The organism is Paenibacillus sp. GCM10027630 (assembly GCF_042676305.1).
Taxonomy (GTDB): domain Bacteria; phylum Bacillota; class Bacilli; order Paenibacillales; family NBRC-103111; genus Paenibacillus_S.
Map to the genome: position 1 here is coordinate 11,532 of NZ_JBHTGY010000059.1, position 22,829 is coordinate 34,360.

Genomic DNA, 22,829 nt, shown 5'->3' on the forward strand with positions numbered 1-22,829 from the left:
ACACAAGCAGCCATGCCGCCTTGAAATAATCCATAGCATGTCAGCGCATAATCCTTAAAGAGACAAATACTTATCTATTACAAGACCAATTAATCCTTAGGTGACATCATTAAATTCTTTATTAAAAAAGCAAGTATGCATATAATAAAGTAAGCGCATTCAAATCAATCAGAAAATAGGGGTGCCCCATGTTCCGCTTGAATAAATATTTGACAAAGCTGCTTATATTTAGCCTTTGCTTGAGCACGGTTCCTGTTATTTTACTCGGAAGCATCTTCTATAACCGTGCAACAAATTCCATTCAAGAAAAAGTTAATGAAGGAAATGTGCACATTCTGGAGCTAACACGCCTGCGTGTAGAGCAAGTATTACAAACCGTAGAACGTTCGCTGGAAAGATTGGCGGATAGCAGCAGTGTGGTAGAATCGCTCGACACCTATATAACTCCCACCAAATTTCAGCTATTCGGCGAGCTAACCCAAGCCATGTACCGGGTGCAAACTTTTGATGTAGGTGTGCAGGATGTACATTTAATCAATTTGCAAAAAGGATGGATCATTAATAACAGCGGCTTTTACAGCTTTGATGAAATCAATTATAAGGAGCGCTTCAATCAGTACGTCAATATGACGGAATCCAAGTTTTGGACTAGTGAGCAGAGCGGCTTAACCAAGGACAACCGTTCAGGCTCCAACCGAGTAATAAGTCTTGTGAAGAAAATACCGGCCAATTCAGATCATCCCTCAGCCATGCTCATTGCTGAAATCTCCAGCCGGGAGCTATCCAATTTAATCAGTAAAAACAATTCGCTTGGCGAGGTTATCATTTTCGACCGGACCAACCATATTTTAGCGATGCAAAACGAGAATTTCAGCGGTCAAAACTCGGATATACAATCGCTTTACGATCAGCTGTCGGGTTCAAAGCTATTGCCCGGAAATTTGGTAACCTCTCTCAATGGAAATGAAGTAGGCATCGTGCATCAGCAATCTACTTATAACCAATGGGGTTATTTGTCGATCATCCCTCTGGAGGAAATATACAAGGAATCCCGTAAAACGGGGTGGATTGTGCTTATCTCCTGCCTGCTTCTGCTGCTATTAAGCATTCTCATCTCCTTGCTGGTCTCCAGGAAACTGTATACGCCGATCCGCAGGCTGCAGGAATCCTTCAAGATGCCTTCTGGTTCCATTCATGCAAGCGGGGACGAACTCCCCGACAAGCAAGACAATGAATTCGATATGATCAACAAGAGCATTTCGCATATGCAAACGCTGCACAATCAAATGTCACAGCAAATCAACGGACAGGTTAAGCAGCTTCAGGAGCTGTTCGTTCTAAAATTGCTGCAAGGGGAACTTAAACCTTCAGAAATTAAAGAGAAGCTGCCCATATTAATGAGCGCTCCTCCCTATCAATTAGATTGGTTGGTCGTGTTTGCCTTGCAAATCGATACGCTGGAGGGAAGCCGTTTCAAGGAAAGGGACCGGGAGCTGCTATTGTTCGCCATCAACAATATGATCAATGATATTATCCCTTACAAGCAGCGCCTTCTTCCCATCACCATCCACAAATATCAAGTTACAATCGTCTACACCAATCATCATTCAGCAGAGCAATTCAAAGATTTTACCTACGCTATGGTAGAAAAAATCAAATTGGAAATCGGCCGCTACTTGGGCATTCCTATCAGCATAGGAATCAGCAGACCGTATAAGGATATTAAAGATGCGCCACATGCCTATGATGAAAGCTTGAAGGCTTTGAAAAACAGGCCGTTCACAGGACAAAATACTATTTTGTATTATGACCTTCAGCAGACAGGGAAAATCGAGCTAGGACACTTTCCTGACGAAACGGAGAAGGCGTTAATTCAAGCTATTAAATATGCCGATGCAGATAACATCGATGTGCTGCTGGATCGTTTTCTCGATGAAATCGCCCATTATTGTACTACCTACAGCGAGTACCAAGTATCTCTGGTCCGATTCTTTGTTGATGTAACCCGGCTTATTCAGGATTCAGGGACTGCATTCCATAGCGTGTTCGAAAATGATAAGCCATCCTTCGAGGAATTGTTGGAATTAAAGACAAAATCTGAAATTCAAGTCTGGTTTAAGCATCAAATGATTCAGCCCCTTCTCCCCTTGTTTGAGGAAAGAAGAAGCAATAAATTCCAGAATATTTCCAGGGAAATTATTCGTATGGTACAAGAGGAATACGATACTGACCTTACGCTTGAAATTTGCGCATCCAGACTGAATTATCATTCCAGCTATATAAGCCGCGTGCTTAAAAATGAATTGGGGGTTAATTTCAGTGAATATTTGTCGCAGTACAGACTGAACGTGGCCAAGGAGCTGCTGGAGGAAGGAAGTATGAAAATTTCAGCAATAGCAGAAAAGCTACGTTACCATAATCCGCAGAACTTCATCCGTTATTTCCGTAAAATGGTTGGGATAACTCCCGGCAAATACCGGGAAATGTATGCTAATGAAGCGGATAGTCATGCGGAGTAGGCGGATTGCTGTAAAGGAAAAACGCCTTACGGCGTCCTTGGTGTACAATTTACGTTTGTGCATTGGAGGGATGGATGTGGGATTTCGGCCGCTGTTGGAACACGATCTTCAAAGGTAGGTTGCAGCTGCATACCCGAGCAGTCACCGAAGGTGACGACCAGCGCGGAGGCTATCACTCCTCCCCATTCGAGTAGGCGGAGCCGTTTCCCTCAGGAATTGCGCCCCATACCCATGCCCTCTTTTGTTCTACTCTTTGCTTGGCGCTGCTTCCTTGCTTATTAAGCCTAATCAAAACATTCGCTTTACTACAAGACTCCATGTCGTGGCTGCTTCTACTGTGAGGAGGGGATATCAACTACCCTTTTCTTTCCAACGCGCGCTCGGGATCCGTGCGCGTTGTGGCGTTGCATGGTGGTCGGTCGAACCCCACAGCTTTCGGCTTTAGAGCTTGGGAATCGCTCCCTCTAGCTTACTCTTACTCTTACTCTTACTCTTACGGAACGTCACGCCGTTATTTGTCTTGTATCCTATCCAATTCATGATTTCACGGAACTACGATCCGCTATTTCGTCTCCAAACGACCAAATTGCCTACATTTCAAGCAAATAAGGGATCGTACTTCCGTTTCACATGAATGTTCACGTGTGCACACAATAAAATAGCGTACCCTCGTTCCTCAATCCTTTCAATTGGGGGCTAACCACGCTCAGTTGTTCGGGAGTTAACCTCTTTTGCTCATAATTGAGATAAATACGGAGCATTTCGAAGACGATGAACTATTTAAATTAGGGTAAGCATAGCTCACTCCATACCCAAAAATATATAAATGGGGCTGTCCCAAAAGTTTTCGTATGAGTAAGCAAGTCCCAAATCTTATGCAAAATGACCTCCAATTCCACCTATAAAGTGGAGGTTGAAGGTCATTTTCACATAATAAATCTAGCATAAAGTGGGGGTTGAAAAATCATAAAATGACTTTTGGGACAGCTCCTATCCATCTTGTGAAAGGAGTCATTACTTAATTATTACAGCATACACCTTACCGGGACCATGAATCCCGATAGTCAGATCATTCTCAATATCGGCACTGCGGCTTGGGCCGGTTATCAGGTTTAGCGATGACGGATACTGCCGCGCATCGGATTTGCCTTTCGTAACATGGCCGAAGGCTTCGCCCATGCGGGTAACCAGCTGGTCCGCCCTGAAGACGGCGAACAAAATATCCGTGAGCAGGCTGACCGAACGGCCATGCTCCGGCGAGCACTGCAGCACGAGTGTACTCGTGTTGGCGACAGCATAGTCCGGCCAGATGATCCCCATCTGGCATCGTTCCGTCCGCTGCAGCAGCTCGCTGCGCTTGGACCAGTTCGAGCTGGACTCCGCGTCATCGACTTCGTCCAGCGGCAGAGCCGTCTCGGCTGCAGCAGCAGCCTGCTTCCACGGCACCACAGCGATGCCGGCGGCGGACAGCGCCTCATCCAGGCCAAGTCCGATGAGTCCCTCATTTTCCCAACGGGAAACCTGAGTTACCTTAAGCTCAGCAGCTACCTCCTGAAGCCAAGCCCCAATCTTCTCATTCGCTTCAGCCTCATCGACGACAAGCACCTTTCCCGTCAACGCAGTCCAATTATCCGTGAATAATTGAATCTTTTCATCCGTTGTGCGCTCGATTTCCTTATAGAAATCGGGAGCTCCACGAAACGGATGCTCGGGAGCCGCCGCAGCTGGAGCTTTACGGCCCAGCCTCGAAGAAATATTGCCGATAAACGCCTCGCGCCCGGTTATGTTACCTATGTTACCTATGTTTGCACTCATTGGTTGTCACCTCTTTTATCAGCCGCGGACCCTGTAGGCGCCGACTTTCCTTTTGCCCCGTCTGCCAGCTCCTGCTGCAGCGCTGACCAGCGGTCGCGGAAGGATTGCTTCGGCTTCATAGGGAAGAAGCGCGACTGCGTCCAACCGGACATGGGGCCAGGTCCATTCTTGATGAAGCCTTTGCTGATGAAAGGCTTCTGCAAATAGTAGGCGGACTTCGTCGCCACTTTGTAGAGCGTGACGTTCCCAAACGCCGTTTGGAACGTCTTGAAGGCAGCGCGCTCGGCAAGTGGGGTCAGCCCCATCTTGACCTTGCGGGCGCGCAGCTGCACGAGCATATCGTGCAGCGGGATCTTCACCGGGCATGCCTCATAGCATGCCCCGCACAGGCTGGAAGCATAGGCCAGCTGGCCAGCTTCCTTCATGTCCTGCTGCAGCAGCGGCGTCAAGACGGCCCCGATGGGGCCGCTGTACACGCTGCCGTAGGTGTGCCCGCCCACGTGGCGGTACACGGGGCACACGTTCAGGCACGCTGCACAGCGGATGCAGTGCAGCACCTCCTGGAACACCGGATCGCCGAGCTGCGCCGAGCGTCCGTTGTCCAGGACGATCAAGTGCAGCTCCTCCGGTCCGTCGAGCTCACCCTCGCGGCGCGGTCCCGTAATCATCGACGTGTACGTCGTCAGCTTCTGTCCGGTCGCGCTCCGCGCCAGGAGGTTGAGCACGACCTCCAGGTCGTCGAAGGTCGGAACGAGCCGTTCCATCCCCATGATCACAACATGGGATTGCGGGATCGTGCTGACCATCCGTCCGTTCCCTTCATTGGATACAAGCGTGATCGAGCCCGATTCGGCAACACCGAAATTACAGCCGGTCAGACCGATTTCGGCCTCAAGAAAATAATTGCGCAGCCGCTGCCTCGCAAAGTTGGCAAGCACCTTCGTCTCCGGCGGAAAGGTTTCGCCCGATTCCGTATTAAACAAATCGGCAATCTGCTGCTTATTTTTATGGATTGCCGGAATAATCAGATGCGACGGCGTTTCCTTCGCCAGCTGCAGGATGTATTCACCCAAATCCGTCTCAATCGCTTCTATGCCATGCTCTTCCAGATGATGATTCAGATGGATTTCCTCTGACACCATCGATTTGCCTTTCGCCACCAGCTTGGCTTTCCGCTTCTCAGCAATATCCATAAATACCTTCACAGCCTCATCGGCCGTTTGGCAAAAGTAAACATGGCCCCCTGCCTTCGCAACATTATCGGTAAATTGAGTCAAGTAGTAATCGAGATTATCAATTACATGCTTACGAATCAGCCTTCCACGTTCGCGCCAATCTTCCCATTGCCCGAAATCATCTGTCGCCTTCAGCTTTCCTGTCTTCAGCTTATCGGTTGTGAACGCAACCGCTTTGCGCAAAAACTCGTCAGCCAGCGCTTCTTCCGTTCTTTTTTTCAAGCCTGTTCCAATCAGTTCCTTTTCATTTACGACCTGACTCACTTTGCTTCACTCCTTCCTCTAGCAGCTGCGCCAAATGCATGACACGAATCGGTTTATTATCTTTATTTAAACGTCCGCCGATATTCATCAGACAACCCATATCCGTACCTACCAGCACCTCGGCGCCAGTAGAACAAACATGGTTCGCTTTCTCGCATACCATAGCTTCCGACATATCCGCCATTTTCACCGCAAAAGTACCGCCGAATCCACAGCAATCTTCTTTTTTAGGCAGTTCAATCAGCTCGAGTCCTTTTACTTCAGACAAAAGCTTCCCCGGCTCTTCCTTCACACCCAATAAACGCATCGCATGACAGGATGGATGATAGGTTACCTTTTCATTCAAAACAGCACCGACATCCGTCACACCCAGCACATTCACCAAAAACTGTGAAAACTCATACGTTTTTTCTACCAAGTCTTCCGCCTTCTTCAACCATTCCGGTTCATCGGCAAAAAGCTGCGGGTAATAATGATGCACCATACCTGTACAGGAGCCTGAAGGCGATACGACATAATCACTATGCTCGAATGCACGGATTAACCCCCGCGCTACCTCTCTTGCCTCATCCTGGTAACCACTGTTAAAAGCAGGCTGGCCGCAGCATGTCTGCGCTTCCGGAAAATCCACTGTACAACCATATCGATTCAACAGCCTTACTACACTTTCCCCTACCTCCGGATACAATTGATCCGCCAAACAAGTAATAAACAAAGAAACACGCATCGGATAACCTTCCTTTACTTTAAGGACTTTAGTTTGCTACTTCATTACAGTTGAGCAGCTTGATAAGATTTGTTCGCTCTACCAAGCTTCGATTTATTAGACGATTCAAATATCTAGTTATCAGGTTATCAGATAAGTTGTTTTTTGTGAAGTCCCAAGTGTATTTAGCATTCCGCTTTCCATATAAATACATACAAAGGCCCCTGTCTATTTTTCAATAAACAGAGACCTTCATTCAGAATTACTATTCACTTTTTTAAATTGCAGCTCCATTCATAGAACCTAAACAGTTTCTTGGGTTCAAAATATAACTTTCATTATTGTTGGGTCCCCGCATGTCCTAATAGATTGAACATGCTTCGCTAACATTCTTCAATGGACTATCCCCTTTCCTCTCAAAATGTTTATTTTACATTCGACCACAGGGGTTCAGATTTGTTTTGGTACGCTTGCCTGCTGGGAGGTCAAGACTTGTACCCAAAAACCCTGGATCGAAACTTGTAAACGAGGTGAAAGTAGCTGTAAGGTTTGTCCTTTTGTTAAGATAATATTAACTAATTGTTTGAATATTGTAAATATTCAGAATACTTTGTAATACAGCCTGAGACGCTGTTGTGTCAAAAGAAATATGTATTTTCATGCCTATATTAACCATCTCTCCGTTTTATGCAGTAGTCTGCTGCTTGATTTTTACGACACATTGCCTAATTTACGATTTGAAGTTTTTTCTTATGTAAGAAAAGCTTCTATTCGAAGCCCTTTCGATGAAGATACATTCGTGTCCTGGAGGTGGCTTTTCTTGCAATATTAGAAAGGTGAACCTTCGGTTCAAACTTATACTTCCTAATATTATAAAATAAACAGAGATTACCTCTTCAAAAATTTTAACAGTACCTGCTCGACATGAAATAAATGACGGCGCATTGCTTCTTCGGCTCCTGCGGTGTCCTGATCGCGGATGGCCTCGAAGATCGCTTTATGCTCCTCCCATAGCTGTTTGGATACCGTTTTACTTGAATACATCTGCAGCCGTCTCGTTTCTCGAATCGCAGTCTGCATTTGTGTTGAGATGGAGTCAATCATTCTGGCCATAATGGAGTTGTGTGAAGCTTCAGCCAAGGTAAGGTGGAACAGCATATCCGATCGCTCGCCTTCCTCTTCGTTACCCAAGAAATCCTCCATATTTTTAAGCACCGCTTCAAACTTGGCAATATCCTCATCTGTCCGCTTATCAGCAGCAAGCGCGGCATTAGATATTTCTAAAGCTTTGCGGGCCTCGATCAGTTCAATGACGGTTTCCCGGTTCATCAGCAGCGAATCAAATACGGGCAGATCGACATCCTGAGATTCAATGCTTCGAACATAGCTTCCTTCTCCTTGATGAATCTCCACCAATCCCATCGCTTTCAATGCGCTTAAAGCCTCACGCAGCGTAGAACGTCCCACCTGGAAGCTCTCTGACAGCTCCTTCGTGGATGGCAGCTTCTCACCCGGTTTTAAAGTGCCGTTGATGATTTGCTCTTTGATCTGATCGGCGATTACCTCATATATTTTACGTGATGAAATTTTTTGTATTTCCAAAATGATATCCCTCCTAATTACTCCTATTATACCGATCTGCCGACTTCAGTCCAATTCCCTACCTGAAATGGGCAAACCAATTAGAGCTATATGAGCCATTTCCATTTCCCCCTCATATTTCATCCAGTTGATCTTTTACATATACTACCATATTTTGACTACAATTTTTTTGTCCATACTGCATTTTTTTACTGCAATGTAGGGAGAGGCTGCCTAACTATGATAGGATTAAATAAATTCATTGGCGGAGGCAGGTGCAAGTGCGGATGGGCGAACAACGAAGACACATTCAAGGAATTATTTTTGATATGGACAACACATTATTAAAATCCTCTATAGACTTTCCAGCCATGAAGCATGCAATTTTCGATTTTTTGGTAGACCGGAAAGTACTTCCGGGTACCCTATCTATCGAGCAGCATACCACGGCCACTATAATTGAACATGCCAAACGATTAGACATTAATGTCGAGTTGGAACAACAAGTTTGGAGCATAGCCTCCATGTATGAACTTGCAGGTATGAGAGGGGCCGGACTTGAGGTCGGAGTCCATGACTTCCTTGCTTCCATTCATACTAAGTATACGTTGGCAGTCGTGACGAATAATGCTCAGTCAGCCGCTATGCATGCTCTGCAGGAAACGGGGATTGCCGATTATTTGGACCTGATTATTGGCAGAGAGCAGATGACCTCACTCAAACCGTCACCTTCCGGCTTTCAATATGTACTTGACCATTTTGCGCAAATTCCGAGCAATGATTGGATATCCTTGGGTGATTCCTGGATCGACGGCAAAGGCTCTATGGATGCAGGGATTCCTTTTGTCAGCTATCAAACCGATTTAAGCATCATGAAAAGCAGAGGTGTAGCTGCAATTGGCCGAATTGATGAGATAAAGGAATTAGAGCTATTTCTCTAAAGAGTTGTGGCCATTATTCCAGTTATCAGGTAAAACATAACAAACACTATCAGACAAAATATCCCCACAAAGTGGGGTTTACTTCGAAGTTGATTCAGAACCTTTGCGGGGAGCACCCAAACATATAATTTCTATAAATGCAAAAAAAGAGCATGCAGTTGAGTAACAACAGCGCGCTCTTGCTCTTTGAATAAAATTCATTTACCCATGAAATTGTTAAAACACCTTGTTATTTCATTTTCAAGACAGCCTCTCTGCCTTTCATTCCCGGCACAATTCCAAGTTGCTCTGCTTCGTATGTCACCATTTCCAACGGAGCCTCCAGCAACTCTTCAATTGTACGCACACCGGTTGCCCGGGCAGCTATTATGTGTCGATCCTTGAGCCGCTCATTCAGCAAACCTACATCCAGCGCGCCGCACATAATATACCCTTTGTCTGTAGTTACAACGAGCAGGGTTGTTTTTGGCAGCTTGACTTCAATAGCTAATGCTGTATAGCCGTCCAAGGAAATGGGTTCCACGCGCATCATCGTCAGCATCTCCTTCAGTCAGGAAAATAGTTGTATTATAACTATATGAATCTGGGCCGATGTACGTGAATCCTTATGCGCAATAAGGGCTAATGCTGGAGATCATATCGCAAAAAGCCGTCAGGAAATTGACGGTCCTTTTATATGCAAACGCATACTTGTGTGGGGGGGAATGTGTTCGAGTCCATGCCTCTACCTTACCCGAAATTAAAATAAGGGATGAGCTGCGCTCACCCCCAAAATATAGATTCTGTCGTGTTAAAAAAAAAACATCGCTGGAGGTTAATTTCTCATAGATCTTGCCAGCTTTTCCATTCGTTTGTTACTTTTGGCTTCACTCACAACCATAATTGCATGTATAACACCAGGGATCCAAAAAAAGCAGGTTAAAATTAAATTTAATAGAGCTTGAAATGGCTTTCCACAAAACAGCACAGCCACAGGAGGCAACAAGATAGCTAACAGATACATCTAATTCACCTTCCTCATCCATTAAAAAGTAATAGTATCTCATATTTGTTAATGCTAATTGTACCATAATCCAGCTATTCTCGACAGTCATTCCGACGGATGAGAGCAGCCTGATTTTTGCTGTTTTGATGGGAGAACAAGAAGATTTTAGAAATTAATATGGAAATCTGAATGCATGACCGTGCTAAAATTAACTCTCGTTACGAACACTTATAATCTAGTGTTTTCTACACCGAACTCACGATTTCCAATGAAATAGGAAATACTTGAAGTACATGCTACATTTTTCCTAGGAGAAATGATATAGTATGTAGTAGGTCAAAAGGAGGAGGCGCCATGAATCCGGGACAAAGCGATAAACGCAAATTTTTATTCAACGTAGATATCCTAATCGAAGAAGACAGCAACGGGCGTGCTCTTGAAAAGCTCCTTCATGTGCTAAACTCAACTGATATTCAAGATTATCTGATTAAAGAAGGGATTCTGTTAGGGAAAACCATTGAGATAGCATTGAGAGAAACTATTAGCAAAAAGAAGCCATCATCTAAAGAGACTCCGGCACTAACACCCAAACAGGATGTAGAACCCAAAGCGGGGAATGAAAATCCGCATCGTGATATATGGAAACAGTTCCAGCACTTCAAGCAGAACAATACATTAATCCGTTTAACCATCATCAAGGGGAAAGGTATTAAGCTAAGTATCCCCTGTCGAATTCTCAATGTCGATCTATCTACTGATAATGTTTCTGTCTATCATGTGGATGAGAAACAGGTTTACTTATTTAAAATCAATGAAATTGAAGACTTCGCCGTTTCCTCCTGACTTACTAGCACATATTCACTATTTATGCAAAAGGCGATAGGTTCGCATAAGGAGCACAAGCCCCTTCATGTAAACCTATCGCCTTTTTATATGTAGTTCTTATCTGTACTATATGTATCGTGGCATGCTCCTTCCGCCCCACTCACTCGTTGTTCATTACGCTTGTCGCGTGGCAGCGGCTTGCTGATGGTTCATAAGCATCATTTCTAACTGCTGTACAGCGAGAGGTCTGCTAAAGAAATATCCTTGAATTTCGTTGCAATTGTTCAAATGGAGAAATCCGAGCTGCTCTTCCGTCTCCACGCCTTCAGCAATAACCTTTAAATTCATATGCCTTGTCATCGCAATTATAGAAGCAACAATCGCCGCATCATTCGGATCCGTCATTATATCCCGGACAAATGATTGGTCAATCTTCAGCTTGTCTATAGGGAAGCGTTTCAGGTAAGAAAGCGAGCTATAGCCGGTACCGAAATCATCGATACTGATTTTGATCCCAAGCTCCTTCAATTCAAGAAGGACGCCAATAGCATAATCAACATCCATTGTGCTGCTTTCTGTAATTTCCAATTCCAGATAGGATGGGTCCAAGCCAGTCGACTCCAGCACCTCTGCTACCTGAGCGCATAAATTGGGCTGCAGAAACTGACGTGTGGAAATGTTGACCGAGACGGGCAAATGCGGATATCCCTGGTTTTGCCAAAGCTTGTTTTGACGGCAAGCCTCCCTCAGCACCCATTCGCCGATCGGTACAATCAAGCCGCTTTCCTCGGCAAAGGGGATAAAGTCCATTGGAGAGACCATCCCTCTCTCTGGATGCCGCCAACGAATCAGTGCCTCAAATCCAACGATATTACCGCTAACGATGTCCATCTGCGGCTGATAATGAAGAATCAGCTCATTTTGTAAAAGCGCCTTTCGCAGCTCATTTTCCATCGTCAAACGTTTTAACGAGATCGTCTTCATCTCTGAATTGAACACCTGGTAGTTATTTTTCCCTTTTTCTTTGGCTCGGGTTAATGCGATGTCCGCACATTTGGTTAAAGAGGCGGCGTCTTCTTGTTCTTCCTGGGAAAGAATCGCTACACCAATGCTTGCTGTAATATGCAATTGATACTGGTCATAGCTGAATGGCTCTTCGAGCACCTGACGAATGCTTTTCGCCAAATCATTAACCTGACCTGGATGAGCAAGACCGGAGAAAAACAGGGCAAACTCGTCACCTTCCGTACTAGCCAAATAATCTTTTTCCGTAATACACCGGGTAAAGCGTTCTCCCAATTGCAGAAGCAGCATATCGCCGTAATCATGTCCGAAGCTCTCATTAATAATTTTAAATCGATCGATGTCTAAATAAAATACCGCTACTAACTGATTAGTTTCGACTGCACTCGCAATAGCTTCGTTCAAACGAGTCATAAACAACCTGCGGTTAGGCAGCCCTGTCATATCATCATAATAGGCCATGTGACGTATCTGCTCTTCGGTCCGTTTCCTTGCTGTAATATCTTGGCCTATGACTATAACCCCATTCACTTCTGTGCCATCCTGGATCGGAGCCGCGGTAATATCAAGATCGACACGGTAGCCCTCCTTATGCTGAAGCATTGTCCTGAAGGATTGAGGCTCCCCCTTTCGGGCATCGCTCAGCCTCTCAAGAGTATGATTGACGCTTTCTTTGCATAGTAAAACGTAGAAATGACTGTTTTCCAGCTCATGCTTGTTATAACCAATAATCCGTTCTATATTTCCGTTAACTTTGGTGATCATGCCATATACATCAATTATACAAACGACATTAGGATTGTGCCTGAATAAAGATTCAAATAATGCTCCGCTATCCACTAAACCGTCTTCCAAAGCCTTCTTTCCCTCAATAGAAGCAGGTTCGGAAATATTTTTCACATTACTTCGAATCCAAAAATTTCGATAAATGAAGCCAGCCAGAACGACAAAAGTAATAACACAAAAGCCCCATGCCAATGGATGTTGAACCCGCCATGCCATCCAAACCGAAATCGAAAAATACACTAAGAATGGCACATAATACTTACTCGGCACTGTTCTGGTACCGGCCGCTTTTCTCATCTTGAGCTCCCCTCTGACATGCTTCGACAAAGAAATCAATTACCAATTTCTACATCTATAGTCCTAATTCCTGCACGAACGTATAAAAATTAACCTTGACCTAATAAATCCCGCTTATGGAGCCCCGAAACATATAAATGCTATATATGCAAAAAAATCCGGCTGCATGAGTCAGCCGAATTTTCATTATTTCTGTTTATGTCGAAAAGCAGCTACAGCTACTAATACCCAGCCGACCAAAAATGCTACTCCTCCAAAGGGTGTGATAGCTCCCAGTATCTTAATATCCGTAAGACTAAGTACATATAAACTTCCTGAAAATAGCACAATGCCCGTTAGCAGAAACCAGCCCCCTCTGATGAGGTACTTACTATCCGGCATAAAACCGGCTGCAATACCAAGTGCAATCAAACCTACAGAATGCATCATCTGATACAGCACACCCGTTTGAAAAACAGTCAGATTGCCTGGCGCCAATACATCCTTTAACATATGAGCCCCAAAGGCACCAAAGGCAACCGAAAGAAACGCACAAATACTGCCTATTGCCACAAACCTTGCATTCATTTATATTCACCTCCGGTTCAAATAGTTGCTGCCTTTTATCATAAAGGATTTTGTTGAAGTATGCCAATTTAGCTCCAAGCAAGCTCCTGCCGCAAAAGCCGGCCCATAAAAAAGAGACTGCACGCATAAGCGTACAGCCGGAATTCAATACTTTAAAATTTTTATACTATCTCGCCAACGTCATGCTGACCGATAATCAGTACGACAGGCTCAAGATATGCACGGGTTGTAGCAGGCTTTACCAACAGATCGATTTCAATATCAACAATTTTACTCCGCTGCTGCTTGCCGGTTCTTTTGTCCTGAACGACTTCAAACTGCTGCAATCCCAATTGATACGTAATAACAGATGAACCTACCGCAATAGCGGAAAGCTCATGCTCGCCGTGCTCAAACAGAACCTCCGAGATAATCTCATCATTCATATCAACAATTTTGACGGACTGGCAAATGGAATATTTCATACATTTTATCCCCTCTCAGGTTCACTGATGCTTTTATCCCTATTCGACACAATATGTCAAAATTCCTGCAAACTTGAGTACTTCGCATCATATTTTTAAATAAAGCGCTTAGAAGCTTAACCTAAGATTTCTTGTAAGTTAATAGATCGTTCTTTGCTTAAATCAATAAAATAACTGTCTACCTTCATCAAGGGTCTGATTGGATCGAAACGGTTCGCCATGACAATAGTACCTTTTCTTCCGTCTGTCAGCAGCGCTTCATTTCCGACCATCGACTCCATCATTCTGTTCATAAACACAAAGAAAATTTTGGCGTTAAACTTGCCGTACACATCGGAATGCATCTGTCTGATAACTGAAAATAATGAAGATGCCGCGTGATAGGATCTTTGAGAGGTCATTGCGTGGAATACATCGGCTATACTGACAATTTGGGTGAGATCATCGAGCTTGTCCGCTTTCACTCCAAAGGGATACCCGCTTCCGTCCTCACGTTCATGATGCTGCAAGGCAATTAATGCAACTCGGTGAGGAGTGCCGGCTATGTTTTTTAGCATCTCGTAGCCAAGGATGGTATGTCTTTTCATTAATCGGTACTCCGTATCCGTTAGTTTCCCAGGCTTATGTAAAATTTCATTCGAAACTTTCATTTTACCCACATCATGCAGCGTCGCACCCAATATCAGCATAGATAATTCGTTCTCATCCAGGTTCATCCATTTGCCGATAAGTGTGGCTAACACACCTACTCCGATATTATGCTTGTAAGTATAATCATCCTTGGACCGCAGCCCACTGAGTAAACGAAACAAATTAGCCGACTCTGCCACCTTTCGGATTCCAGGTACAAGTGATTTCATAATCTGCTTTAATGGGATGGAGTTTTCATAACGAATCGCCTCGAAAATTTCTTTGACTTGGTTGGATGCATCTTCAATTAGACGGGCAACAGGATCGGGGACGGCTTCATGATCTTTTTGGACCCAATACTCAATCTCTCTAAGATCAACCCGATGATTCATCAGCCTGCGGATGTCCTCTTCCTTTAGCTTCGTATTCGCCGGTACCAACAGGTTCCCTACCCGATTGTAAATGTCTTTTTTAATCGAAACTCCGATCTTGACCTGCGCCATACATCCACCCCCAAGGTTTTTTTCGTCCTCCAGATTAGATCATGCTGCGCAAATAATTGCTAATATAAGTAAAACATAACAAAATAAAACAACCCTGTCGAGGTCAAAAAGAGCCGTTCGACAGGGTTCTGCTAAAGTTCTGATTTTATCTTACTTTTCGCTTAATTGATTGGAACAAGGCGGTAGGTTTCGCCTTTTTGCACATCGAATTCGAGCACTGATCCATCAAACACCGCATTTACTTTCTCATCTCCAAGACTAACGGCAAGCTCAGTTTCAGAATAGATTCGGCATTGCCCAGCGCTGGAAACTTCAATAAATGCTTGCTGCAATGATCCATTGCGCCATTCAAGATCAACCTCGTACCCTCCTCTGGCTCGAAGCCCTTCGAGGCTTCCGTTCGCCCAAGCTTCAGGAAGCGCAGGAAGCAGAGCTATGACTCCACCATGCGATTGCAGCAGCATTTCTGCAATTCCGGCCGCGCCTCCGAGATTACCATCGATTTGGAATGGAGGATGGGCGTCCAACAGATTCGGATAAGTCGATTTGATCAGCAGCTGACGTACATTCTCATAAGCAAGGTTGCCTTCGGCTAATCTGGCCCAGAAATTAATAATCCAGGCCCTGCTCCAGCCAGTATGCCCGCCCCCATGGGAAAGACGTCGTTCGAGTGTGCGTTTGGCTGCCAGAGCCAATTCCGGTGTGCGGCGCACATCGATTTGCTCGCCCGGATGCAGCGCAAACAGCTGGGAAATATGGCGATGCCCTGGATCGTACTCCTCGTAATCCTCCAGCCATTCCATCACTTGACCATGCTTGCCCGTTTCAATACCTGGAATACGTTCCAAAGCGCTGCTCAACTCCGCTCTGAATGATGGATCACAGCTTAATAAGTCCGTTGCTTCGATACAAGCATTAAACAAAGTCCGTACAATTTGCAGATCCATTGCCGGACCCATACACACATTCCCCGTAATTCCATTGGGTAAAATAAATTTATTTTCGGGAGATATGGAAGGTCCTGTAATTAAACGCCCCTTCTCATCTTCCACCATATAATCCAGCAGAAATCTGGCTGCTTCTTTCATTATCGGGTATGCGCGTTTGGAGAGGAATTGCTGATCCAGGCCGAAGCGGTAATGCTCCCACATATGAAGAGATAACCAAGCCGCTCCTAATGGCCATATCGATGCGGTTACGAGAATGCCTTCGACATGCGTGTCGCCCCAGAGATTCGTATTATGATGAGCAACAAAGCCGCTGCAGCCATAAACTTCCTGTGCCGTCAGCCTGCCGTTCGGAAGCATGCGCTCAATTAGCTCAAATAAAGGCTCATGACATTCCGTTAAATTGCACAGCTCTGCAGGCCAATAATTCATTTGAGTGTTAATATTAATTGTATATTTGGATTCCCATGGGGGAGTGTAGCTGTCGTTCCAAATCCCTTGCAAAGTAGCTGCAAGACTTCCCGGACGTGAGCATGACAGCAGCAAATATCTGCCGTAATTGAAGTATAGCTGTACTAAACCAAGATCGTCTTCACCATCGCTATCCTGTAGACGTTTAAGACGGGCATCCGTGGGAAGAGATCTAGGTAAAGCCGCTTCCAACGCTTCAGATGAAGCGACTGCGATTGCATCCTGTTTTACAGCCCCGGACAGCTTCAGTCGTACTCTGCCGAACATAGCCGAGTAATCTGCTATGTGCGCTTGCTTAAGCTGTTCATAAGGCTTTTGTGCCGCTGCTGCCAGCTGCTCCAGACATACCTTCTCCGGATCTTCATAACGGAAGGTGGTTTGAGCTGCAAGCAGCAATGTTACAGCGTCTGCACTTTCAATAGATAGAAAGTCACCGATTGTTTGAACGCTGCCTCCTTCAACAACTGCTTTCAGACCCGCACGAAACTTAACTCCCTCTGTGCCGCATTCTCCCAGCAGCATAATGGTATCCTCGGCCAGCTTCTTAGTTCCGGCATCAAAGGGCCGCCTCATAAGATGAGCACCGAACGTTAGACCGCCCGGTTTATTTGTCGTAAATCTGACCGCTAGAACTTGGTCCACTGCACTGCTGAAATATTCGCGTTTATATTCAAATCCGTCAAGCCTGTATGTAACGCTGACTATAGCTGTCTCCAAATCAAGCTCCCGATGGTAAACCTCGGGCTGACGCTCATGGCCCAGCATATAGATCAACAAATCACCCAGAGGCTGATAGGGGTGTAAATATTTTGGTGCGGACATTAAGCCCATCCGGCTCAAATGCTCAGCTTCCTGCTGCTTGCCTTCGGCTAGAAGGCGCCGAATCTCAGGCACGTAGCGAAGGGCCTCAGAATTATTGGCCCGTTTGGGTCCCCCATACCATACCGAATCTTCATTCAGCTGAATTTTCTCTTGAGCTATGGTTCCAAAAACCATCCCTCCGAGACGCCCATTACCTATGGGCAGCGCTTCCTGCCATTTTCCCGCCGGTCCCTCGTACCATAAAGTATTTTGACGGTTGTCCACCGCTTGAGTTTGCTTGCTGAACATAACAAAAAAGCTCCTTTCAGTTAAAACCGCATAAAATTTAATGAATCACACTTTATCTGATCTATTCTACCCTTTTCATCTGTGAATACCATGCAGTATTTTCACTTATATTTGCATAATAGTAAGATGTTACGACATAACAAATGCAGTTTTCGACTAAAGGCAGCTCCCGTTCAGACATAGAACCCGCCCCGCCACCAACAAAGTTATGAACTGAATATTTAAAAACCTCCACCGATGTCGGCGGCAACACAACAAATATGCTCATTCAATTCCACTAATTTTACCTACGCTAAGCAATTGTTCAAAAGCTCTCCGTTTTTCATCGTCAAGATTAGGGTACGAATATATCTCGATGTAGGTCACAGCTGCGTACAATATGTCCGTGTCTTGCTGTTCCACTAACTGGATTAAGTATTGCACTGCACTAGGTATGCCTGCAACAACATATAGCCAGATATTTGTATCAATGACGACTTTATTTCTAAGCATCTCGATCCTCTTCGTCCTTTCTTGAACGCAAAGCTTCTTTCATGAAAGGATCTGATAATGGGATTTTACCTGCTTTATAAAGAAAACAGAGGAAAGGATTGAAGTGTAAGGGGCTCACCCTCGCATCTTGCCTCCTTTCCTCTGTTATCTTGTTCACTGCTGTAAATAACCATTAACACACTTACTCATCATAAGTCAGAAGTACCTTCAAACCTCGCTTCATTTCACAAATGTCGAAGCCCTCTCTCCATTGACTTAAAGGAATCGTATGCGTGACCGTTCGCAGCAGGGGCAGCCTGCGCTGTCGCAGCAGCTGAAGCGTACGGCTCCAGGTTTGCATCGAGTGAGCGAGAGATCCAACCACTTGCAGCTGCTTATACAGGATTGTATCAAAGGCCAGGCGAATCTCCTTGCCCAGGATACCTACCTGAACGTACCGCCCACGCCGCTTCACTGCCTGAAGGCAGGCCGCTACGGAAGCTTCGACGCCGGCACATTCCATCGCTACATCGACTCCACGGCCGGCCGTCTCGCGCTGAATGACCTCCTGCAGATTCTCCTGCAGCACGTCCACGGTCAGCGCCGCCCCCAGCTGCATCGCCATATCCAGACGCAGACGGTCCTGCGTCGTTCCGGCGACGATCACTTTGCAGCCTTTGGCAGCGAGCAGCAGAAGGCAAAGCGTGCCTATGGGACCCGGCCCGGACAGCAGAACCGTATCGCCGAGGTGGATGTCCGTCAGCTCCTCCACTGCCTGCACAGCGCAGGCCAGCGGTTCGGCTAACGCAGCCTCCTCCATAGTAACGTCATTAGGCAGCTTATGCACCTGATCGTCCCGCACCACAGCGTACTTCGTAAACGCTCCGTTCACTCCATGCCCCATCCCGCGACGGATCGGGCAAAACATATAATACCCCTGCCGGCAATAGTCGCAATTGCCGCAGGTAACCGCCGTAGAAGGATTAACGGCTACACGGTCTCCTACGCTTATATTGCTTACAGCAGCTCCTATTTCGGCAATTACACCCGAAAATTCATGCCCCAGAATGACCGGGGGATAATTCTTGAATGAATCATGCAGAACATGCAGATCTGTACCGCAAATACCTGTGAACTTAACCTCGATTTTGACATCGTGGTCACCGCAGCTCGGTTCAAGTACGTCGATTAACTCGACATGACCCGGCCCTGGCTCTGTTTTGACAAGAGCTTTCATCCGTTCTTTCTCCTCTCAGGGAAACCTAGATGCTTAGGATGCAAGGAAGCGCAGAATAACTGTTTAGAGGTTATTCCACGCTTCCATTGGATAGTTTGAGTATTTCTATTTAATAACGGGCAACAACCATTTTCTTGCGTGTATAAAACTCTACGCCGTCTTTACCATTGGCATGCAGGTCGCCGTAGAATGACTTTTTGTAGCCTGAGAAAGGGAAGAACGCCATAGGTGCGGGAACACCGACATTAATGCCCAGCATCCCTGCATCGATATTATCGCGGTAATGTCGGATCGCCTTGGCGCTGTCCGTATACAAGCAGCCGCCATTAGCAAATTCCGAACGATTGGCGATAGCAATAGCTTCGTCCAAGCTTTCCGCACGAATTACCGACAGGACAGGGGCAAAAATTTCATCGCTCCAAATTTTCATATTCTCTTTTACCTCATCAAATACAGTAGGTCCGACAAAATAACCGGCTCCTTCTGCAGCTGCCACATTCCGTCCATCCAAAGCAAGCTTAGCGCCTTCTTGTTCACCGCTTTCGATGTAGCCAAGGGTACGGGCTTTGTGGGTATCGCGGATAACAGGACCGAGGAATACACCTTCGTCCATTCCATTACCGATGGAAATAGCTTTGGCCGCTTCGACCAGCCTGTCAACCAGCTCGTCTCCAACAGAACCTACAGCAACAACAACGGAAGTAGCCATGCAGCGCTCACCCGCAGATCCGAAAGCAGCATTAACGATCTCTTTAACCGTAAGATCCAGATTAGCATCCGGAAGTACGATTGAATGGTTTTTGGCGCCAGCGAGTGCTTGCACTCTTTTACTGTTGGCAGCTGCAGTTTTGTACACATATTCTGCAACCGGCTGCGAGCCAACGAATGAAATCGCACTGACATCGTGATGCTCCAGCAAGCCGTTAACGACATCATGAGCTCCATGTACGATGTTCAACACGCCTGCTGGCAATCCTGCTTCCGCGAACAGCTCCGCCAAACGGTTGGCAAGCATTGGCGTACGCTCCGAAGGCTTCAGCACGAACGAGTTGCCGCAGGCAATAGCAAGCGGGAACATCCAACACGGCACCATCATCGGGAAGTTAAACGGCGTAATGCCGCCTACTACCCCGATTGGATAACGGTGGAAGTTGGACTCAAGTCCTGTTGCGATATCCGGCAGCGTGCTGCCCATCATGAGCGTCGGTGCCCCGGCAGCGAACTCAACGCATTCAATACCGCGCAAAACTTCGCCTTGTGCTTCGGATAATGCTTTGCCGTTTTCACGAGTTACGAGCTCAGCCAGCTCCTGCCAATGATCGACCAGCAGCTGCTGGTATTTGAACAAAATTCTGGCACGTCGAGGAACGGGTACCAGCTTCCATTCTTGAAAAGCAGCTTTGGCTGCAACGACAGCACGATCCACATCTTCCTTCGAAGAATGCGGCACTCTGGCAATTGTCTCGCCTGTAGCCGGATTCGGTACAGCGTCTGTATGTGCGGAAGCGGCTTCAACCCACTCGCCGCCGATAAAATTTCTCAATGTTGGTATTGTCATTGCCCTCTCCCCCTGCATCCCATAATAATCAATTTCTGTTTAGCTGTTGCTTCCACTGCCGCCATTGGCTCTTGAAACAGGCTAACCCGATCAAATGCCTTCGGATTTTTTTCCATTTCTGCCCGCATGGTATGTCCAAAAGCCATACGCAGTGCGGTTCCGATGTTGATTTTGCCAACTCTAGTCTTAACGAGCTTCTCCAAATCAGGATCCGGTACCCCGCTCGATCCATGAATAACGAGCGGCACTGTGACACGGTCTTGAATCCGCTGCAGCAGTTCAAAATCAATGCTCGCTCCTTGTGTTTCCATCCGATGCACCGTTCCAACGGACACGGCTACGGCGTCAATCCCCGTTTCACGCACGAAAATCTCAACTTCCTCCGGATTAGAGAGGATGTGCTTCATTGCGATGGATGGGTCGGTGTAGCCGACAGATCCTATTTCCGCTTCTACGGATACGCCATGAGCATGAGCATAATCGGCAATTTCCTTGGTAGTTCGGATGTTATCCTCAAGCGACAGCTGCGAGCCGTCATACATTACCGAGCTGAAGCCATGGCTGATAGCGTCCATGCAGGATTGCAAATCCTTGCCGTGATCCAGATGAACGCATACCGGTACGGATGCGTTCCGCGCGGCCACCAGCATCTGCGGAGCCAAATAAGCCAAAGGCATATGCTTCAATGCCGGCAGGTTCGCAGCGATAATAACCGGAGCTCCAAGCTCCTCTGCTGCCCTTATAACCGGCAATATATCCTCATAACCGTAAACATTGAAGCCGGGTATAGCATAATCGCTGTCCGCAGCACGGTCTACGATTTCTTTTAACGTAACTAGCATGATGGTATTCTCCCTTTCCCTTCATTCAACGCTTGCTTACAGCCGTATACTTATTTTGCTGGATTCGCGTCAATGATTGCTTGAATTTGCTCGACAGTTGGCATGGCATCCGAACAGCTGTGGCTTGATACGACGATCGAAGCAGACGCGCTTCCGAACTCTTGGCTGCGATCGACCTCCCAACCATGCATAATGCCGTAAATAAATGCACCGGCGAACGAATCGCCTGCACCAAAGGTTTTGACGACATTGGCAGGGAACGTTCTGCCCGTCAGCACCCGTCCATCCTTCGTAAACGCTACAGAGCCATCTCCGCCGTGTTTCACCAGCACAATTTGGGCATGGTGGCTGAACCATTTTTGCGCGGTTGCTTGATCATTATGCTGCAATGGCCCATGAACAGCCTCCATCAAGTCAAACTCTTCTCTACCGCCTAAGATGACATCGCTCTTCTCAGCAACAAGTCCGCAGTACACGCCCGCTTCCTCACGCGTTGTCCAGCTATAAGGACGGTAATCAATATCGAAAAACACAACTACATTATGCTTTCTTGCCAGATCTATGGCTTTAAACGCAGCTTCTCTGGACGGACTTTTGGCAAGAGCGGTACCGGAAATCAGTATGGATTTGGCGCTTTTTATATAGTCCTCGGATACGTCGCCTGGCTCCAGCTTGAAGTCTGCCACATTATCGCGATACATCAGAATACTGCACTCGGTCGGTGATAAAATCTCGGTAAAAGCCAACCCCGTTACACTGCCCGAACGGTCAGTAATAACACTTGAGGTGTCGATGCCCTCTTTTTCCAAATATCCCGTAATAAAACGACCGTGCTGATCATCCGATACGCGGCCAATAAAGCCTGTCTTCATACCCAAACGGGCCATTGCGATAGTAATGTTAGCCGGAGAGCCTCCGACATATTTGGTAAAAGTGCGGGTTTCTTCCATAGGTCGATGAATTTCATTAGCGTTCAAATCGATGCATAAGCGGCCTAAACCAATGAAATCAACGGTGCGATTTGGTTCAAAAGATAATAGGCTCATAAGAGA

General features: G+C 46.2%; 18 protein-coding genes. 3 read left to right on the plus strand and 15 right to left on the minus strand.

The annotated features are described in order from the left end of the window. Positions 1 to 188 precede the first annotated feature (188 nt). Positions 189 to 2,519: a helix-turn-helix domain-containing protein gene (locus ACFQ0C_RS29770; RefSeq protein WP_379372156.1), complete on the plus strand. Its 2,331-nt coding sequence runs from the start codon at positions 189 to 191 to the stop codon at positions 2,517 to 2,519. 1,014 nt (positions 2,520 to 3,533) lie between these two features. Here ACFQ0C_RS29770 and ACFQ0C_RS29775 read toward each other — a convergent pair. The 4 genes from ACFQ0C_RS29775 to ACFQ0C_RS29790 all read right to left on the minus strand — a co-directional run bounded on the left by ACFQ0C_RS29775 (position 3,534) and on the right by ACFQ0C_RS29790 (position 8,141). Further along, a complete protein-coding gene (locus tag ACFQ0C_RS29775; protein ID WP_379372158.1) occupies positions 3,534 to 4,334 on the minus strand; it encodes a LutC/YkgG family protein in 801 nt (266 codons plus the stop codon). Then, on the minus strand, positions 4,331 to 5,833 hold the full coding sequence (locus tag ACFQ0C_RS29780; RefSeq protein WP_258214866.1) for a LutB/LldF family L-lactate oxidation iron-sulfur protein: 1,503 nt from the start codon (positions 5,831 to 5,833) through the stop codon (positions 4,331 to 4,333). Before ACFQ0C_RS29780 ends, ACFQ0C_RS29775 begins: the two co-directional genes overlap by 4 nt. Next, positions 5,814 to 6,560 carry a (Fe-S)-binding protein gene (locus ACFQ0C_RS29785; RefSeq protein ID WP_258214867.1) on the minus strand — a complete coding sequence of 249 codons (747 nt, stop codon included), beginning with the start codon at positions 6,558 to 6,560 and terminating at the stop codon, positions 5,814 to 5,816. Before ACFQ0C_RS29785 ends, ACFQ0C_RS29780 begins: the two co-directional genes overlap by 20 nt. Before the next feature lie 867 nt (positions 6,561 to 7,427). Continuing rightward, the gene (locus tag ACFQ0C_RS29790) at positions 7,428 to 8,141 is read right to left on the minus strand and encodes a FadR/GntR family transcriptional regulator (protein ID WP_258214868.1); all 714 of its coding nucleotides are present in this window, start codon (positions 8,139 to 8,141) and stop codon (positions 7,428 to 7,430) included. Between the two features lie 266 nt (positions 8,142 to 8,407). Here ACFQ0C_RS29790 and ACFQ0C_RS29795 point away from each other — a divergent pair, with 266 nt between their 5' ends. Further along, entirely contained in the window at positions 8,408 to 9,061 is a 654-nt protein-coding gene (locus tag ACFQ0C_RS29795) for an HAD family hydrolase (RefSeq protein ID WP_379372161.1), read from the plus strand. A gap of 229 nt (positions 9,062 to 9,290) precedes the next feature. On the opposite strand, the gene ACFQ0C_RS29800 is transcribed toward ACFQ0C_RS29795, so the two are convergent. Continuing rightward, a complete protein-coding gene (locus tag ACFQ0C_RS29800; protein WP_258214870.1) occupies positions 9,291 to 9,593 on the minus strand; it encodes a YunC family protein in 303 nt (100 codons plus the stop codon). Positions 9,594 to 9,875: 282 nt separating this feature from the next. Then, complete coding sequence (locus ACFQ0C_RS29805) at positions 9,876 to 10,064, minus strand: YqaE/Pmp3 family membrane protein (RefSeq protein WP_258214871.1); 189 nt, start codon at positions 10,062 to 10,064, stop codon at positions 9,876 to 9,878. Positions 10,065 to 10,400: 336 nt separating this feature from the next. Here ACFQ0C_RS29805 and ACFQ0C_RS29810 point away from each other — a divergent pair, with 336 nt between their 5' ends. Next, entirely contained in the window at positions 10,401 to 10,889 is a 489-nt protein-coding gene (locus tag ACFQ0C_RS29810) for a hypothetical protein (RefSeq protein ID WP_379372164.1), read from the plus strand. Between the two features lie 156 nt (positions 10,890 to 11,045). Here ACFQ0C_RS29810 and ACFQ0C_RS29815 read toward each other — a convergent pair whose 3' ends face one another. The 9 genes from ACFQ0C_RS29815 to iolC all read right to left on the minus strand — a co-directional run bounded on the left by ACFQ0C_RS29815 (position 11,046) and on the right by iolC (position 22,823). After that, positions 11,046 to 12,977 carry a putative bifunctional diguanylate cyclase/phosphodiesterase gene (locus ACFQ0C_RS29815; protein ID WP_379372166.1) on the minus strand — a complete coding sequence of 644 codons (1,932 nt, stop codon included), beginning with the start codon at positions 12,975 to 12,977 and terminating at the stop codon, positions 11,046 to 11,048. Between the two features lie 186 nt (positions 12,978 to 13,163). Then, the gene (locus tag ACFQ0C_RS29820; RefSeq protein WP_379372168.1) at positions 13,164 to 13,544 is read right to left on the minus strand and encodes a DUF423 domain-containing protein; all 381 of its coding nucleotides are present in this window, start codon (positions 13,542 to 13,544) and stop codon (positions 13,164 to 13,166) included. A 161-nt stretch (positions 13,545 to 13,705) separates the two neighbouring features. Continuing rightward, positions 13,706 to 14,008, minus strand: coding sequence for a hypothetical protein (locus ACFQ0C_RS29825; RefSeq protein WP_258214875.1), 303 nt, complete (start codon positions 14,006 to 14,008; stop codon positions 13,706 to 13,708). Between the two features lie 116 nt (positions 14,009 to 14,124). After that, complete coding sequence (locus ACFQ0C_RS29830) at positions 14,125 to 15,141, minus strand: HD-GYP domain-containing protein (protein WP_379372171.1); 1,017 nt, start codon at positions 15,139 to 15,141, stop codon at positions 14,125 to 14,127. A gap of 161 nt (positions 15,142 to 15,302) precedes the next feature. Beyond that, the gene (locus tag ACFQ0C_RS29835; RefSeq protein WP_379372173.1) at positions 15,303 to 17,669 is read right to left on the minus strand and encodes a glycoside hydrolase family 95 protein; all 2,367 of its coding nucleotides are present in this window, start codon (positions 17,667 to 17,669) and stop codon (positions 15,303 to 15,305) included. A 673-nt stretch (positions 17,670 to 18,342) separates the two neighbouring features. Beyond that, positions 18,343 to 19,377 carry a zinc-dependent alcohol dehydrogenase gene (locus tag ACFQ0C_RS29840; RefSeq protein WP_379372175.1) on the minus strand — a complete coding sequence of 345 codons (1,035 nt, stop codon included), beginning with the start codon at positions 19,375 to 19,377 and terminating at the stop codon, positions 18,343 to 18,345. Between the two features lie 109 nt (positions 19,378 to 19,486). Continuing rightward, positions 19,487 to 20,935 (minus strand): CoA-acylating methylmalonate-semialdehyde dehydrogenase, encoded by a 1,449-nt coding sequence (locus ACFQ0C_RS29845; protein WP_379372176.1) that lies wholly within the window; start codon positions 20,933 to 20,935, stop codon positions 19,487 to 19,489. Then, entirely contained in the window at positions 20,932 to 21,777 is an 846-nt protein-coding gene (locus ACFQ0C_RS29850; RefSeq protein WP_379372177.1) for a class II fructose-bisphosphate aldolase, read from the minus strand. Before ACFQ0C_RS29850 ends, ACFQ0C_RS29845 begins: the two co-directional genes overlap by 4 nt. A gap of 50 nt (positions 21,778 to 21,827) precedes the next feature. Next, positions 21,828 to 22,823: a 5-dehydro-2-deoxygluconokinase gene (iolC, locus tag ACFQ0C_RS29855; protein WP_379372179.1), complete on the minus strand. Its 996-nt coding sequence runs from the start codon at positions 22,821 to 22,823 to the stop codon at positions 21,828 to 21,830. Positions 22,824 to 22,829 lie beyond the last annotated feature (6 nt).

What these genes read in the sequence shown, in the direction of transcription:
- ACFQ0C_RS29805 (WP_258214871.1), bottom strand. Translation starts at nt 10,064, where the DNA reads ATGTATCTGTTAGCTATCTTGTTGCCTCCTGTGGCTGTGCTGTTTTGT.
- ACFQ0C_RS29770 (WP_379372156.1), top strand. Translation starts at nt 189, where the DNA reads ATGTTCCGCTTGAATAAATATTTGACAAAGCTGCTTATATTTAGCCTT.
- ACFQ0C_RS29800 (WP_258214870.1), bottom strand. Translation starts at nt 9,593, where the DNA reads ATGATGCGCGTGGAACCCATTTCCTTGGACGGCTATACAGCATTAGCT.
- ACFQ0C_RS29785 (WP_258214867.1), bottom strand. Translation starts at nt 6,560, where the DNA reads ATGCGTGTTTCTTTGTTTATTACTTGTTTGGCGGATCAATTGTATCCG.
- ACFQ0C_RS29850 (WP_379372177.1), bottom strand. Translation starts at nt 21,777, where the DNA reads ATGCTAGTTACGTTAAAAGAAATCGTAGACCGTGCTGCGGACAGCGAT.
- iolC (WP_379372179.1), bottom strand. Translation starts at nt 22,823, where the DNA reads ATGAGCCTATTATCTTTTGAACCAAATCGCACCGTTGATTTCATTGGT.
- ACFQ0C_RS29815 (WP_379372166.1), bottom strand. Translation starts at nt 12,977, where the DNA reads ATGAGAAAAGCGGCCGGTACCAGAACAGTGCCGAGTAAGTATTATGTG.
- ACFQ0C_RS29825 (WP_258214875.1), bottom strand. Translation starts at nt 14,008, where the DNA reads ATGAAATATTCCATTTGCCAGTCCGTCAAAATTGTTGATATGAATGAT.
- ACFQ0C_RS29775 (WP_379372158.1), bottom strand. Translation starts at nt 4,334, where the DNA reads ATGAGTGCAAACATAGGTAACATAGGTAACATAACCGGGCGCGAGGCG.
- ACFQ0C_RS29820 (WP_379372168.1), bottom strand. Translation starts at nt 13,544, where the DNA reads ATGAATGCAAGGTTTGTGGCAATAGGCAGTATTTGTGCGTTTCTTTCG.
- ACFQ0C_RS29830 (WP_379372171.1), bottom strand. Translation starts at nt 15,141, where the DNA reads ATGGCGCAGGTCAAGATCGGAGTTTCGATTAAAAAAGACATTTACAAT.
- ACFQ0C_RS29845 (WP_379372176.1), bottom strand. Translation starts at nt 20,935, where the DNA reads ATGACAATACCAACATTGAGAAATTTTATCGGCGGCGAGTGGGTTGAA.
- ACFQ0C_RS29795 (WP_379372161.1), top strand. Translation starts at nt 8,408, where the DNA reads ATGGGCGAACAACGAAGACACATTCAAGGAATTATTTTTGATATGGAC.
- ACFQ0C_RS29835 (WP_379372173.1), bottom strand. Translation starts at nt 17,669, where the DNA reads ATGTTCAGCAAGCAAACTCAAGCGGTGGACAACCGTCAAAATACTTTA.
- ACFQ0C_RS29840 (WP_379372175.1), bottom strand. Translation starts at nt 19,377, where the DNA reads ATGAAAGCTCTTGTCAAAACAGAGCCAGGGCCGGGTCATGTCGAGTTA.
- ACFQ0C_RS29810 (WP_379372164.1), top strand. Translation starts at nt 10,401, where the DNA reads ATGAATCCGGGACAAAGCGATAAACGCAAATTTTTATTCAACGTAGAT.